General features: G+C 44.8%; 14 protein-coding genes. All 14 read left to right on the forward strand.

Translation table 11 applies throughout. The features are described from left to right. The first annotated feature begins 342 nt into the window (after positions 1–342). The 14 genes from DWY84_RS12055 (at position 343) to DWY84_RS12125 (ending at position 15,027) form a co-directional block, all read left to right on the forward strand. On the forward strand, positions 343–1,413 hold the full coding sequence (locus DWY84_RS12055) for a BMP family ABC transporter substrate-binding protein (protein ID WP_118533638.1): 1,071 nt from the start codon (positions 343–345) through the stop codon (positions 1,411–1,413). Between the two features lie 120 nt (positions 1,414–1,533). Continuing rightward, positions 1,534–2,823 carry a serine--tRNA ligase gene (gene serS, locus DWY84_RS12060; protein ID WP_118533639.1) on the forward strand — a complete coding sequence of 430 codons (1,290 nt, stop codon included), beginning with the start codon at positions 1,534–1,536 and terminating at the stop codon, positions 2,821–2,823. A 28-nt stretch (positions 2,824–2,851) separates the two neighbouring features. Then, complete coding sequence (locus DWY84_RS18070; protein ID WP_347560797.1) at positions 2,852–3,319, forward strand: helix-turn-helix domain-containing protein; 468 nt, start codon at positions 2,852–2,854, stop codon at positions 3,317–3,319. Positions 3,320–3,401: 82 nt separating this feature from the next. Further along, the gene (tnpA, locus tag DWY84_RS12070; protein ID WP_118533640.1) at positions 3,402–3,842 is read left to right on the forward strand and encodes an IS200/IS605 family transposase; all 441 of its coding nucleotides are present in this window, start codon (positions 3,402–3,404) and stop codon (positions 3,840–3,842) included. A 336-nt stretch (positions 3,843–4,178) separates the two neighbouring features. After that, positions 4,179–5,177: an IS200/IS605 family accessory protein TnpB-related protein gene (locus DWY84_RS12075; protein ID WP_243024842.1), complete on the forward strand. Its 999-nt coding sequence runs from the start codon at positions 4,179–4,181 to the stop codon at positions 5,175–5,177. A 684-nt stretch (positions 5,178–5,861) separates the two neighbouring features. Beyond that, positions 5,862–6,587: a DUF554 domain-containing protein gene (locus tag DWY84_RS12085; protein WP_118533642.1), complete on the forward strand. Its 726-nt coding sequence runs from the start codon at positions 5,862–5,864 to the stop codon at positions 6,585–6,587. A 53-nt stretch (positions 6,588–6,640) separates the two neighbouring features. Beyond that, entirely contained in the window at positions 6,641–7,135 is a 495-nt protein-coding gene (locus tag DWY84_RS12090) for an NUDIX domain-containing protein (protein WP_118533643.1), read from the forward strand. A 64-nt stretch (positions 7,136–7,199) separates the two neighbouring features. Further along, a complete protein-coding gene (locus DWY84_RS12095; protein WP_182434950.1) occupies positions 7,200–8,177 on the forward strand; it encodes a hypothetical protein in 978 nt (325 codons plus the stop codon). Positions 8,178–8,341: 164 nt separating this feature from the next. Further along, positions 8,342–9,928: an AAA family ATPase gene (locus DWY84_RS12100; RefSeq protein WP_118533644.1), complete on the forward strand. Its 1,587-nt coding sequence runs from the start codon at positions 8,342–8,344 to the stop codon at positions 9,926–9,928. Positions 9,929–10,223: 295 nt separating this feature from the next. Continuing rightward, complete coding sequence (locus tag DWY84_RS12105) at positions 10,224–10,853, forward strand: hypothetical protein (RefSeq protein WP_118533645.1); 630 nt, start codon at positions 10,224–10,226, stop codon at positions 10,851–10,853. Between the two features lie 25 nt (positions 10,854–10,878). After that, complete coding sequence (locus DWY84_RS12110; RefSeq protein WP_118533646.1) at positions 10,879–11,400, forward strand: hypothetical protein; 522 nt, start codon at positions 10,879–10,881, stop codon at positions 11,398–11,400. Between the two features lie 79 nt (positions 11,401–11,479). Further along, the gene (locus DWY84_RS12115; RefSeq protein WP_118533647.1) at positions 11,480–12,874 is read left to right on the forward strand and encodes an AAA family ATPase; all 1,395 of its coding nucleotides are present in this window, start codon (positions 11,480–11,482) and stop codon (positions 12,872–12,874) included. Positions 12,875–12,899: 25 nt separating this feature from the next. After that, positions 12,900–13,568: a CatA-like O-acetyltransferase gene (locus tag DWY84_RS12120; protein WP_118533648.1), complete on the forward strand. Its 669-nt coding sequence runs from the start codon at positions 12,900–12,902 to the stop codon at positions 13,566–13,568. Between the two features lie 115 nt (positions 13,569–13,683). After that, positions 13,684–15,027, forward strand: a complete 1,344-nt coding sequence (locus DWY84_RS12125) for an MATE family efflux transporter (RefSeq protein ID WP_118533649.1) — start codon at positions 13,684–13,686, stop codon at positions 15,025–15,027. The last annotated feature ends 12 nt before the right edge of the window (positions 15,028–15,039 follow it).

Here is a 15,039-nt window from a genome sequence, read left to right on the forward strand (position 1 = left end):
TATTCATTATCGTAGAATAGTCAGGAAAGCAGAAGCAGGCCGGGGTGGTATCCTGCGTAGCATAAATATAAGTGCAACGTGTCCGGCTATGTGGCGACTGACGTTTTCGGGAGGCGGACGATCAGTCCGACTATCCGCAAACGGCTGTCAGCCACATCGTCCGAACACGGCACTTATATTTTACGCAGCGGGATACCACCCCGGCCTGCTTCGGAACTTTCGCGAACATGATTTAAATTGGTATTTTAAAAGTGCCATGTGTCCTTTTCATCCGCCTTCTTTTATGGTATAACCTACAAGGCTATTTCGAGGCCGAAGAAAAGTTTATATTTGGAGGACAGAATGAAAAGAAGAATTACAGCTCTTATGATGGCAGCAGCAATGTGCATCTCCCTTGTGGCATGCGGTGGTTCTAACACCAATACCACAGAAAATAATAATACCGCAGAGAGCGGATCCGCGGCAGCGAAGGATACGTCTGATTTAAAGATCGGCCTGGTTACCGATGTCGGCGGCGTAAATGATGGTTCTTTCAACCAGACTGCATGGGAAGGCATGGAGCGTGCGGCTGAAGAGCTGGGGGTGACCGTAAACTACCTGGAGTCCGGCACCGATGCGGATTATGCTCCGAACCTGGAGACTTTCGCGGATGAGGAATATGACTTGATCATCAGCATTGGTTACATGCTGGCGGATGCTACCAGAACCGCTGCAGAGCAGAATCTGGATATCAAGTTTGCTATTGTAGATGATGCAACCATTGATCTTCCGAACGTAACCTGCCTGATGTTCCGCGCGGAGCAGGCGTCCTACCTGGCTGGTTATGTAGCAGGCAAGACCACCAAAACCAACAATGTCGGCTATGTGGCTGGTATGGCCAATGAGACCATGAACCAGTTTGGTTACGGTTACTGCGCAGGTGTTCTGGATGCGAATCCGGACGCAAAGATCCAGCAGTTCAACGCAAACTCTTTCGCAGACGCAGCAACCGGTAAGACTATGGCAAACACCGCAATCACCAATGGCGCAGACGTGATCTTCCACGCGGCAGCAGCAACCGGTCTTGGTGTGATTGAGGCATGTCACGAAGCTGGTGTTTACGCAATCGGCGTGGACAGTGACCAGTCCGGCATCTCCCCAGATACTGTCCTGACCTCCGCAATGAAGCGTGTGGATAACGCAGTATATGATACCATCGAGTCTCTGGTAAATGGTACTCTGGAGAGCAGTGTACACACCTACGATCTGGCAGAGGGCGGTGTAGATATCGCACCGAGCCAGGATCTGATTGCAGACGATGTCATAGCAGAGGTTGAGGAAGTAAAAGAGAAGATCATCAATGGCGAGATTGAAGTACCGGCTGACCAGGAGTCCTTTGAGGAGAAATACGGCGATGTTTACGAGCTGGATTAATTGAATTAGGGGTTTCCAACCCGGTAGAAATGTAGTATAATCGAGTTTGATTATACTACATTTTTTGTTTCCAGGCGCGCTTTGGAGTCGGGAACAGGGAAACGTATACAGGAGGAAAAAATGTTAGATTTAAAGTTTGTCCGCGAGAATCCGGACATCGTAAAGAAGAATATCGAGAACAAGTTCCAGTTTGAGAAGCTTCCGCTGGTTGACGAGGTTATCGAGCTGGACGCGAAGAACCGTGCAGCGAAAGCAGAGGCTGATAACCTTCGTGCATCCCGCAACAAGCTGTCCAAGCAGATCGGTCAGTTAATGGGCCAGGGCAAGAAGGATGAGGCAGAAGAGGTTAAGGCTCAGGTAGCAGCAAACGCAGCACGCCTGGCAGAGCTGGAGGCTCAGGAGACCGAGCTGGAGGCAAAGGTATTAAAGATCATGATGACCATTCCGAACATCATTGATCCGAGCGTACCGATCGGCAAAGATGACAGCCAGAACGTAGAGATCGAGAAATTCGGCGATCCGTTTGTTCCGGACTTCGAGATTCCGTATCATACCGATATCATGAAGACCTTCGACGGCATCGACTTAGACGCAGCAGGCAAGGTAGCAGGAAATGGCTTCTACTACCTGATGGGCGATATCGCAAGACTGCATTCCGCAGTGATTTCCTACGCGCGTGATTTCATGATCAACCGCGGCTTCACCTACTGCATCCCGCCGTTCATGATCCGCAGTAACGTCGTAACCGGCGTTATGTCCTTCGCGGAGATGGACGCTATGATGTACAAGATCGAGGGTGAGGACCTGTACCTGATCGGTACCAGTGAGCACTCTATGATCGGAAAATTCATCGACACCATCACTCCGGAGAACGAACTTCCGAAGACTCTGACCAGCTATTCTCCGTGCTTCCGTAAGGAGAAAGGCGCTCATGGTATCGAGGAGCGCGGCGTATACCGTATCCATCAGTTTGAGAAGCAGGAGATGATCGTTGTCTGCAAGCCGGAAGAGTCCAAGCTGTGGTATGACAAATTATGGCAGAACACAGTAGATCTGTTCCGTTCCATGGACATTCCGGTCCGTACCCTGGAGTGCTGCTCCGGTGACCTGGCAGACTTAAAGGTAAAATCCTGCGACGTAGAGGCATGGTCTCCGCGTCAGAAGAAGTACTTTGAGGTAGGTTCCTGCTCCAACTTAGGAGACGCACAGGCACGCCGCTTAAAGATCCGCGTAGACGGACCGGATGGAAAGTACTTCGCTCATACCTTAAACAACACTGTAGTTGCTCCGCCGCGTATGCTGATCGCATTCCTGGAGAACAACCTGCAGGAAGATGGAACTGTCAAGATCCCGAAGGTGCTGCAGCCGTATATGGGCGGTATGGAAGTTATGGTACCGAAGCATAAATAGAAAGAAATATGTTGAAACAGACCTGCGAATGCCAGAGGCATTTGCAGACTGTAAGACGATGGCAGAAGGCCGCCGCACGTTTCGTATGCGGTGGCTTTCGCTGTATTCAGGTTTGAAATATTGCGAGCTAGATTTTATGTTATTATTAGCAAAACGCAATGAGAGGTGTATTGTTATGGATACGGCGAGTCTAGTGAGATCGTTAAGAGAAAAAGTAGGAATGAACCGGAAAGAATTTTCGGAATATACGGGGATCCCTGTTCGGACTTTAGAAGATTGGGAAGCAGCGAGGAGACAACCGCCAGAATATGTTCCAAGATTACTGATGTATCAATTGAGGTTTACGCAGTTGACAAAAGCGGATAACAAATCCAATATCAATATTATTGCAAATCTGGATGGAAAAAAGATTGTTTTGATCAATGATGTACGTTTCAAATCAAGGCGAAACATTAATTGGATTGAAAAACGGCACACCGCATTCTCGTTACTTTAGTGATGAGTTAGGTGTGCCAAATTTTTTAATAAATACAGAACAAATGTTTGCTATATAAAGAAACATATGGTATAATATAAATATGGAAAAAGATATATTTACTATTAAAGAAAATACACTTTCATATGGTAGAGGATATGTGTATTCTTTACAGTACCATCTTGTCTGGTGCACGAAATACAGAAAACAGGTTCTGAAAAATGGATTAGATGCAGAATGCAAAAAAATGTTATATGAACTTGCGGAGGAATACCGATTTCAGATTCTTGCGATGGAGGTTATGCCGGATCATATTCATTTACTTTTGGACTGTAAGCCACAGTTTTTTATATCAGATATGATCAAGATTATGAAAGGAAATCTGGCGCGTCAGTTGTTTCTTTCGCATCCAGAATTAAAACGGGAACTGTGGGGAGGACATTTGTGGAATCCATCGTATTGTGCAGTTACTGTAAGTGATCAAAGCAGAGATCAGGTAATGGCGTATATTGAGGGGCAAAAAGAAAGGGAAAAAAGAAAGTAAAGGTGCTTTATGCAGATTGTATCCAGCTATGGTGTAGAGGTCAAAAAACAGAATATACCAATCCGCCATACGCTGGATATTTTCCGGAAGGCAGTTTCCTACCTGATTGGGGTGTATGCAGAGAGTTGGGAAGAACTTTCAGAAATCGGAAATACACAGAAGCGCTTTAATGAAGCCGAACATCTGGTACATGAAACGAAAAAGAATCGTGCCAGATTTGCGTTTGACCGCCATTTCCCCAAAATGCCGTCCTATTTGAGAAGAGCGGCCATTCAGCACGCGCTTGGAAGTGTATCCTCTTATCAGACACGGCTGAGTTTGTGGGAAAAGGGAGGCTTGAGCGGAAGACCGAAGCTGACCTGCGAGAATCATGCGATGCCGGTATTTTATCGTGATGTAATGTATAGGGAAGCAGAAAACGGAGAAGATGTGGCTCATTTAAAGTTATTTGATGGGCGTGACTGGAAATGGTTCCCGGTAAAATTACTCCATACAGATATGGAATATCTGCGGAAAAAATGGAGCGGAGAAAAAGCATCTGCCCCCACTTTGGAAAAGAAACATCATAAATATTTTCTTCGATTTTCTTACACAGAGGAAACAATCTTATCAAAAACAGTTGTAAAAGAACAAGTGGTATGCAGCGTTGACTTGGGAATTAATACGGATGCGGTCTGCAGTATTATGTGTGCAGATGGCACTATCCTGGGGCGGAAATTTATAAATTTCTCCAGTGATAAAGACCAATTGTATCATGTACTTGGCAGAATCCGTCGTTTTCAAAGAGAACATTGCTCCAGACAGGTTCAAAGCCGATGGGCTTATGCAAAAAGGCTGAACATGGAACTGTCCCGTAAGATAGCTGCGGAAATCACAAAATATGCCAGAGAAAATCAGGTGAACGTAATTGTTTTTGAGTATCTGGAAATGCAGGGAAAGATATCCGGGAAAAAGAAACAAAAGCTTCATTTATGGAGAAAGCAGGATATTCAGAAACTGTGTGAACATCAGGCGCACAGATGTGGAATACATATTTCCCGAGTATCTGCCCGCAACACAAGCTGGTTAGCGTATGATGGAAGCGGAAATGTGGACAGAAGCACAGAGAATCATAGCCTTTGTAGATTTACAACAGGGAAATGTTATCATTGCGATTTATCTGCTTCGTATAATATCGGTGCCAGATATTTTATCCGGGAATTACTAAAACCCTTACCGGAAACGGAAAGGTCTTCACTGGAGGCAAAAGTTCCTTCTGTGAAGCGTAGAACCTCATGTGTTTATGCAGATTTAAGAAAGCTTTCTGTGGCAATAAACAATTCCAAAGCTGCATAAACACAGGCAGATATACAGTGGATTACCTATAATGTGGAAACCAGCCGTATCCGGCATGGAAAAAGTGCGTATCCGCACAAATTCTAAGTTACAGGCGTATCCGCCGATATTTAGTCTTGCTGCTTAAAGCAGCTGAGAAGCACGTGACTTTAGTCATGTAAGGTTCACATTGAGGAATATCTAAAAGAATATATTGGTGAATATTACGAAATTCTTGAAACATCAGAGAAAGTATATATCGGTACAGATTTTCCGGATGAATTCAGTCACTCGCAAGATACGAAAAATACAAAAGGAGCAAACGAAAAAGCAAAAGCCAATACAATAACGGCAATTGGGGAATTGATAGAAATTGCTTATAATAAAGCGGAATACCCAGATTATTTCAATAAGCATGGAAGTAAGGCAAAATATGGATGGTATCGGTATGATACCCGGTTTGGCTTGCCTGTATATGATGAAAATGGTGAGTTGGAAAGATATAACATATTTGGTGCAAGAATATTAATAAGACGGGACAAAGACGAAAAACTCTATTTGTATGATATTGTTCGCACAAAAAAAGAAACGAGCAAGCCGCATTAGCATATGCCGTACGGTAGTAAACTTCGTTTCTAGTAAAAAGAATAAACGAAAATTAAGAAAATGTCAATAGTTTCTGTGAAAGACAACAAAGGAGAAATCATGACAGGATTGGGAACCATCATAAACAGTGTCAGCATTATAGCCGGTGGCCTGGTCGGACATTTTACAGGTAAGTTGTTTCGTGTGGAGCAGCAGGAAGCATTGAACAAAGCCTGTGGCGTTAGCGTGTTATTTATTGGAATTGCCGGGGCTATGGAGGGGATGCTTTCTATTGATGGAGGAAAGATCAGCAGTGGAAAGTCCATGCTGGTGGTGCTTTGCCTGGCCATTGGAACTATCATCGGGGAACTGATTGGAATTGAGCATGGATTTGAGAGCTTTGGAGAATGGCTGAAGCAGAAGACCGGAAACAGCAAAGACGCGGAGTTTGTCAATGCTTTTGTAACCGCTTCTTTGACGGTATCCATTGGAGCCATGGCGATTGTCGGTTCGATTCAGGACGGACTGCTGCATGATTATTCCACGCTGGCGGTAAAATCTGTTCTGGATTTTATCATCATTGCGGTGATGACATCCTCTATGGGGCGCGGATGCGCGTTTTCTGCCATTCCTGTGTTTGCGTTTGAAGGAAGCATTACACTGTTGGCCGGGTTACTGTCGCCGGTTATGACAGAACTGGCTCTGGCCTATCTGTCTCTGGTTGGATCTTTGTTGATCTTTTGCATCGGAGTCAATCTGATCTGGGGAAAGAAAGTGAGTGTGGCGAATATGCTGCCATCGGTGCTGCTGGCAGTTCTGGCGGCATATCTGCCGTGGGGATTTTAAGGCTGATTTTGCGTGATATGGAAACTGCGGTTTGTTAGAAGGAGGATAAAGGAATGATTCAGAAACACTGTTATGAATGCGGAGCAGAGCTGACGGAAAAAGAACTGGAGGGAGAAGGCATTGTTCCATACTGTCCGCAGTGCCAGCAGTACCGTTTCCCTATGTACAATGTGGCGGTCAGCATGGTTGTGACGGATGAAGAAACTGGAAAGATTCTTCTGATCCAGCAGTACGGAAAGCCGACTTATATTCTGGTGGCTGGCTATGTGAACCGGGGCGAGGCGGAGGAGGATGCTGTGGCGCGGGAAGTTCGCGAAGAAACCGGTCTTCATGTATCCCGCATGAAATTCAACCGGACCCGATTTTTTGAGCCGTCCAACACGCTGATGTGCAATTTTACTGCCTATGTAGATAACGCGAAAGCATTGCATATCAATCAGGAGATTGACCGCTGCAAGTGGTTTACACCAGAAGAAGCGAGAGCGAATATCCGACCGAACAGTCTGGCGGAATGGTTTCTGGATGCGTATCTGGATGAGAAAAAATAAGAGAAGAAGTGACAGGAACAGAAAAATAGGCAGGTCATTTACGAAAGGAAGAAAGAGGATAAGTATGAACATTACCTATGACAAAAAGAAATGGCTTGGGATTATAGTGCTGCTTGTGATCGCAATATTGTCATTCAGCGCGGGAGCAAAATACGCGGCGGCACCGGAACATCATAAGGAGACCATAGCTGCACTGGACGAGAAAAAAGATACGGTGTTGGAACTGACGGTGGCAGCTACCGCTACCTCGGCATTGATCACACTGATTCCGGGCGATGTGGGAACACCGATTGCAGAAAAGGTTGCAGATTTGAGCGGATATTTACTCATTGTATTGTGTGCGGTATTTCTGGAAAAATATCTGGTGACGCTGACTGGTTACGCAGCGTTTAAATTGTTCATTCCGGCGGCGTGCGTGTTGTTTGCTGGAAATTTGATTTTGGAAAACCGCAGTATTGGACGTCTGGCCAGAAGGTTGTTGGCGTTTGGCATTTGCATTTTTCTGGTGGTTCCTGCCAGTGTGAAGTTGTCTGATCTGATCGATAACACCTACCATGCCCAGATCGAGATGACCCTGGAAGAAGCAAAAGGAACGCAGAAAATTCTGGAGAGTAAATCAGGAGAAGGAACAGAGACGCAGCCGAGTGGAAGCGAAGCAGATCAAGATGGTCAGAGAGCAGGACAGAATCCGGGTCATACTGCGGGAACATCAGAAAATTCAGGTACAGGTGTGACAGGTCTTTGGGAAAAAGCAAAGGGAGCTTTTGGCAGCGCAAAAGAAACGGTGACTGGTGCTGTGGAAAACGTGACATTATCTTCCGAAGAACTGCTGCAGAAGATTGAACATTCCTTAAGCCGTTTTGCAGAAGCCATCGCCGTGATGCTGATCACTTCCTGTGTGATTCCGATTCTGGTGCTGTTGGTGTTTTTCTGGTTGATTAAGGTGTTCTTGGATTTGGATTTTACCAGGAATATAGAGTTCTACCCGGGCCATGGTAACAGAAAACGCGAAAGAAGTTCTGGTGGTGATCTGCTGTTTTGAGGACAGTGTGGATCTGACAGGTCTTCTGGAGCGGGCAAAACAGGCATTTATGCAGTATGCGGGAGTAGAACAGGCAGAAAACAGAATCTGAGTTTTGCTGTTTCGGAAGAGTAAGAAATGAGGTATACTGAATAAATAATAGTGGAAAGCGGGAGGACGCGCAAATGGGGATCTATTTGAATCCGGACAGCAGCAAATTCGAAGAGGCCGTGAATTCCGACATTTATGTGGACAAGACCGGTTTACTGGCCTATACCAATTCTGTTTTGCATACGATGCAGAAATATATCTGTGTCAGCCGTCCGCGGCGTTTTGGAAAATCGACGGCAGCTAATATGCTTACCGCATACTATAGCCGTGGGTGCGCTGCCGGGCAGCTTTTTTCACGATTTGAGATTGCAAAAAACAGTGCATTCAAACAATATCTGAATCAGTACAATACGATTTCCGTTAATATGCAGGAAATTTTAAGCAGAAGTCACAGCATTTATGAACTGATTGAACGTTTCAGCAAACTGGTCATTCGCGATCTGAAAAAGGAATATCCGGATGTGGACTATTTTGATGACACCGATGTGATTGAATGTATGCAGGACGTATATTCCCAGAAGAAACAGGCATTTGTTGTAATTCTGGATGAATGGGACTGTATTTTCCGGGAGTATAAAGAAGATAAAGCGGCACAGGAAAAGTATCTTGATTTTCTAAGAGACGTGCTAAAGGACAAGGCCTATATTCACCTTGCCTATATGACGGGAATTCTTCCAATTAAGAAATACGGGACGCATTCTGCCCTGAATATGTTCGATGAATTTTCCATGATTGATCCTGGCCCGCTGGCGGAGTATGTAGGTTTTACAGAAGCGGAAGTCAGAATGCTGTGTGAGCAGTATCAGATGGATATGACAGAAGTAAAATGCTGGTATGATGGCTATTCTTTTGAAAATGAAATCTCCATTTACAGTCCGCGTTCTGTAGTAAGCTGTATGCGATTCAAAAAGATAGGGAATTACTGGAATCAAACCGAGACATTCGAGGCGTTGAGAATTTATATTGATATGAATTTTGAGGGCTTAAAAGATGATGTTTTGAGTATGATTGCAGGTAATACAGTTCCGGTCAATATTGGGAATTTTTCAAATGATATGTCGACCTTTCATTTCGAAGATGACGTCCTGACGCTTCTGATTCATTTGGGGTATGTTTCTTATGATTATGATAGTAAGACGGTAAAAATTCCGAATGAAGAAGTAAGAGCAGAATATGTAAACAGTGTTTCGGCATCGGAATGGGGAGAGGTCTCAAAGTCGTTAAAAAATTCAGCAGATACGTTGGAAGCAATCTGGCAGAAACGGCCGAAGCAGGTGGCCGAAGCAATCAGCCAGGCACATTTTGAAACATCTCATATTCAGTATAATGATGAAAATGCATTGAGTTATACCATTTCCCTTGCTTTGTATGCAGCGAGAAATTTTTATGTGATTCACAGGGAACTGGCAGGCGGAAAAGGTTTTGCGGATCTTGTATTTATTCCAAGAAAGAAATTCCCGGAGAAACCGGCCATTGTAGTGGAATTAAAGTGGGATAAAGACGTGGACGGAGCCATTGCACAGATTAAAAACAAAGAGTATTGCAGAAGCCTGGAAGAATACAGAGGAAATGTGTTACTGGTTGGAGTAAACTACAATAGAAAAACAAAGGTTCACGAATGCGTTATTGAGGAAGATGTCATTGGAACAGAAATAGTATGATTCGTGAATTACAGAAAAAGCTGTCCGCGTGGGCAGCTCTTTTTGTAATTCAGGCAGACCGGTGATATAAGTTTCGACTGGAAAATAAAAAAATGAGGATTATCTATGGATGAGTCCTGATTTATATAGTGGCTGATTACAAAGAGCGAACATTCCTTGTGCTTCCAGATGAAATTAAGTATAATAAACACAGATATAAACGCTTTTTTCTGATGGGAGGGGTAATACGGAATATGAAATACAATTGGACTGAGGGAAACCGACCACAGCAGCATAGAAAACAGGAGAAAGGGTTATGATTGCCGAAATTTATCATAAATTTTCTACAAATTCAGAGGATGTATTAACCGGATGCTTCTTTGGAACGATGCGCTACCTGCCTTTTCGCAGAGGCCTAAACCAGGTTTTTACACATTATGCAGTCAGCGAAGATCCCCAGGTGGCATACATTTTTTCCAGTCTTTTGGATGAGGAGTTTGATTTCGAATTCTGGAAGCGTTCGGAAAACGGGAAGGTTGAGATTGACGGATATATTCCGCTGGCTTCTGTGGGAATTGGCATTGAGGTCAAATATCAGAGCGGACTGTCTGGAATGAACCAGTTAGAAAAAGAAGCAGAGGTCCTGAAAGATGAATGGTGTCCTGAAAAAGAAAAGCTTCTTTTGCTGATTGCTGATGCGGAAGAGGCAAAACAAATTTACAGGGAAAATAAGAATAAGGCGGTGTTCCAGGATGTTCATCTGGTTTATCTTTCCTGGCAGGATATACTGCTGGGACTAGATCAGGTAGTGATGATGTCGCCCTACGAGGAAACGATGGTGGAAGATCTGAAATCACTTTTGAAGGAAAAAGGATTTTTGTCTTTTGAAGGCTTTTCCTTTGACCAGCCGGAAGTGAACAAGGAGAGTTGTTGGACATTTCGTTAAAGATTGTGGAGTGAGGAACGTGCAGATGACAGTTGGAGAAAATATACATAACGCCTTTGTGGTGGTATTTAGAACATTGCAGGCAATCGAAAAACTGATTCGAAAATGCAGGGCAGAACTGGACACGAAAACATATTATATGCCAGAAGAGCGTTTCCTGAGACACAGCTCGGATCAGAACTGGGAAGGCTGGATTTACTGGAGTTTTATTCTGCTGTTTCAGCGCCGGGAAGACGGGCCGGTTATGGAAAATGGCTGGATTGACGGGCCGGTTTACGCGGTAGAGATCAATGTGGATTCGGACACCTGCGATGTGCCGAAGGTTTATATAGCAAAGATGGAGTTTGATGGAATGAAAGACTGGACTGCGGGATGTTCTCCGTCAAGGCACTCTTTATTTTACAATGCCATTCATGAAGACAAATTAACTTCTTTCTGGGGCCTGGGGAGCGTGGAAAAGCAGGAGCATGATCTGACAGATATTACACAGGAGAATTATAAAGAAATTATTTTTGGGACAATTGAAGATCTGGCAAAGAAGATATGAAAAACTATATTTTCTGGCTGATTAAGGTATTTTTGGATTTAGATATGAGTGGAAGTTTAGTAAAATCCGGAGTTAATCTATGAAATCAATTTCAATTTATGCCATTACAAGAAAACAGAATCTGGCACAGCTTTCCAGAATGGAGCGTCAGCTGTCCAAGCGAGAAAAGCCGTTAAAAATGCGGGAATGGGAGTTGGACAGCCTGAAAAACCTGGTGGATCAGCTGGAAAACCGGATGCCGGATGTCTGCGGACTGCGCTTTTTCTATTCCTTCCAGATTCCGCGGCTGGGAAAGGAATTTGATCTTCTTCAGATCAAGGAAGACCAGATCGTCAATATTGAGCTGAAAAGCGGAGCAGTGTCGGAGGAGGCTATGCGTCGTCAGCTTCTGCAGAACCGGTATTATCTGTCGGTGCTGGGGAAACCGATCCGGTCATATACGTATATCAGCAGCCAGAACCGGCTGGTCCGCCTGACAAATCATGACCATCTTGCAGATACGGACTGGGAGCAGTTGTGCAGTGAGCTGCAGAATGAAAGCGAGGACTATAAGGGGAATGCGGAAGCATTGTTTCAGGCGGAATTGTTTCTGATCTCCCCGTTGACGGAGCCCTCCCGATTCTTAAAAAAAGAATATTTTCTGACAGCGCAGCAGCGGGATATTGAACGGCAGATCTTAAAGAAGATTCGTCTGGAACGGACCGGGTATTACTGGTTTCAGGGACTTCCGGGAACGGGAAAGACTCTGCTTCTTTACGATATGGCCATGAAGCTTTCCGTAAGACAGCAGGTCTGTCTGATCCACTGTGGAGAGGCTGTGGAGCAGTGGAAGGTATTGCATGAGCGGCTGAGGCGGGTAAAGTACCTGGCGGACTCTCAGATTACATCAGATCTCCTTTCAGGCGCAAGTGCTGTTCTTGTAGATGAAGCGCATCTCCTTTCTCAGGAGAAACTGGAATATCTACTGCGCTACTGCGGGAAACGGCCGGTCATTTTCTCCAGCGATTATGAAAATATGCTATCTCCGGAGGAACTGGACCGGGCAGCAGTACATGCACTGGAACAGATCTCCGGAATTCAGAGCTTCCGGCTCACAAACAGGATCCGGACAAATGCAGAGATTTCTTCGTTTATCCAGAACATGATGTGTCTTCCAGAACGCAAAAAGGGAAGACATTTTCCGCATGTTACCGTGCTGTATGCCAATGATGACCGGGAGGCAGACGTTCTTTTGAGTGATGCGCAGCATCAGGGCTATCAGGTAATTCTGAATGAAGCGGAACCGGCCATTTGCGCAGGCCGTCTGGCCATGGTACTGGATCAGCGGTATTTTTATGACAGACAGAATTATCTGAGATCCGAAGACAGATCTGTGAGGCGCTTATTTCACCAGTTAAATGGCGCCAAGGAAGAACTGCTGCTGGTGGTAAAGCAGAATGAGCCGCTTTATGCCGCACTGCTGGATCTGCTGTAAAAAATAGGAAGGGAGTAAGGATACCATGACTGGCTACAGAAAAATAGATATGGCTGCCTGGCCGCGCAGGGAACACTATCAATATTATACGGAAAAATTAAAAATCGAATGCAATATGACGGTGCCGATCAATGTGAAAAATCTGCTGGATTTCTGTCATGAGAGCGGTCATAAATTTTATCCGTCTATCATTTATCTGGTAACAAAAGTACTCAACCAGATGGAAAATTTCCGCATGTTTCGAGATGCGGAGGGAAATTTATGTGTGTGGGATCAGGTGGTCCCGAATTATACGATTTTTCATGAGGATGATAAAACCTTTTCCGATTGCTGGACTGGCTACACGGATGATTTTGAAACCTTTTACCGGGAAATCACAGAGGATATGGAAAAAGGACAGGAGAAAAGGGGTATCAAGGCAAAAGTAGGACAGCCAGCCAATTTTTACTGCATTTCCTGCGTGCCCTGGGCTGCATTTACGGCATTTGGCAGCAGGACGGTCAACAGTACAGAACCGGTGTATTTTCCGATCATTACCATGGGAAAATATGAAAAATCAGGAGACCGGATTCTGATGCCTGTGAACCTGATGATAGCTCATGCGGTAGCAGACGGCTATCATGCGGGAATGTTTTTTCAGAGACTCCAGGAAGCTGTTGACCGACTGTCCAAGCGGAATCAGGACCCGGAATAAAAAATGGATTTTTATAGCCGCAAGCCTTTGATATCTTTGATGCCGGTCACCTGTGTCAGCTGATCCGGCTTTGTTTCAATTTCGAAATATAAAACTTACATTTTGGAGGCACAAGGTGAACAGAGATTTGTCAAAAGGACCTGTTGTAAGGTCAATGCTTTTATTTGCCATTCCGATGATACTTGGAGATTTGCTGCAGCAGTGTTACAACATAGCAGATACACTGATTGTCGGGCACTTTCTGGGCGAAAAGGCGCTGGCTGCGGTAGGCTCCTCATTTACACTTATGACATTTATAACATCCATTCTTCTGGGCCTGTGCATGGGAAGCGGTGCGTTGTTTTCTATCCGGTTTGGCCAGCGTGATGAAAATGGACTGAAAGAGGATATCTGTGCATCGTTTTTCTTTATTGCTGCTGTGACGGTATTACTGAATATGATTACCTACGTGAGCCTTGACGGGCTTCGATCGTTTCTCAGAGTTCCGGATGAAGTGTGGGGAGACATGAGAGCATACCTGTTTGTGATCTTTATGGGGATTCCGGCTGTTTTTCTGTACAATTATTTCACTTCATATCTCAGGGCAATCGGTAATTCTGTTGTACCACTTGTGTTTCTGGCCCTGTCATCTGTGCTGAATATTATACTTGATCTTTGGTTTGTTATCGGTCTGGAGCTGGGAGTGTCAGGAGCAGCGCAGGCAACTGTGATTTCACAGTATCTGTCAGGACTTGGTATCATGCTCTATACACTCGTAAATCATAAACAGGTGCGTGCGATCCGGAAAATCGGTTGTCTGAAAAAAGAACGGATCCGTGAAATCCTCTCTTTTTCCATGCTGACATGCATCCAGCAGTCGGTCATGAATCTTGGAATACTTATGGTCCAGGGACTTGTAAACAGCTTTGGAACAGTCATTATGGCTGCATTTGCGGCTGCTGTAAAGATCGACGCTTTTGCATATATGCCTGTGCAGGATTTTGGAAATGCATTTTCTACGTTTATTGCACAGAATTATGGAGCAAAAGAAAAGAAGAGAATACAGCAGGGACTGAAAGAAGCTGTGCGGATATCCGCAATTTTCTGTGTGGTGATATCTGCATTGGTGTATGTCTTTGCAAAGCCGCTTATGATGATATTTATAGATGCCGGAGAAACGGATATCATCATGGAGGGGGTACGCTATCTGCGTATTGAAGGAGCATGCTATATTGGAATCGGATGGCTGTTTCTGCTATATGGTCTGTACCGGGCTTTAGGAAGACCCGGGATGAGTGTAGTGCTTACCGTTTTTTCACTGGGAACCCGGGTAGCTCTGGCATATATATTATCTGCAATACCGGAGATCGGTGTGGTCGGTATCTGGTGGTCAGTTCCGATCGGATGGGCACTGGCAGACATCGTGGGACTGTTGTATTATAAAATCAGAAAACAAAGCCTGTTTTGTTTTACGGATTAAGCAGGTTGTAAC

Source organism: Clostridium sp. AF27-2AA, assembly GCF_003478505.1.
Lineage (GTDB): Bacteria > Bacillota > Clostridia > Lachnospirales > Lachnospiraceae > Brotaphodocola.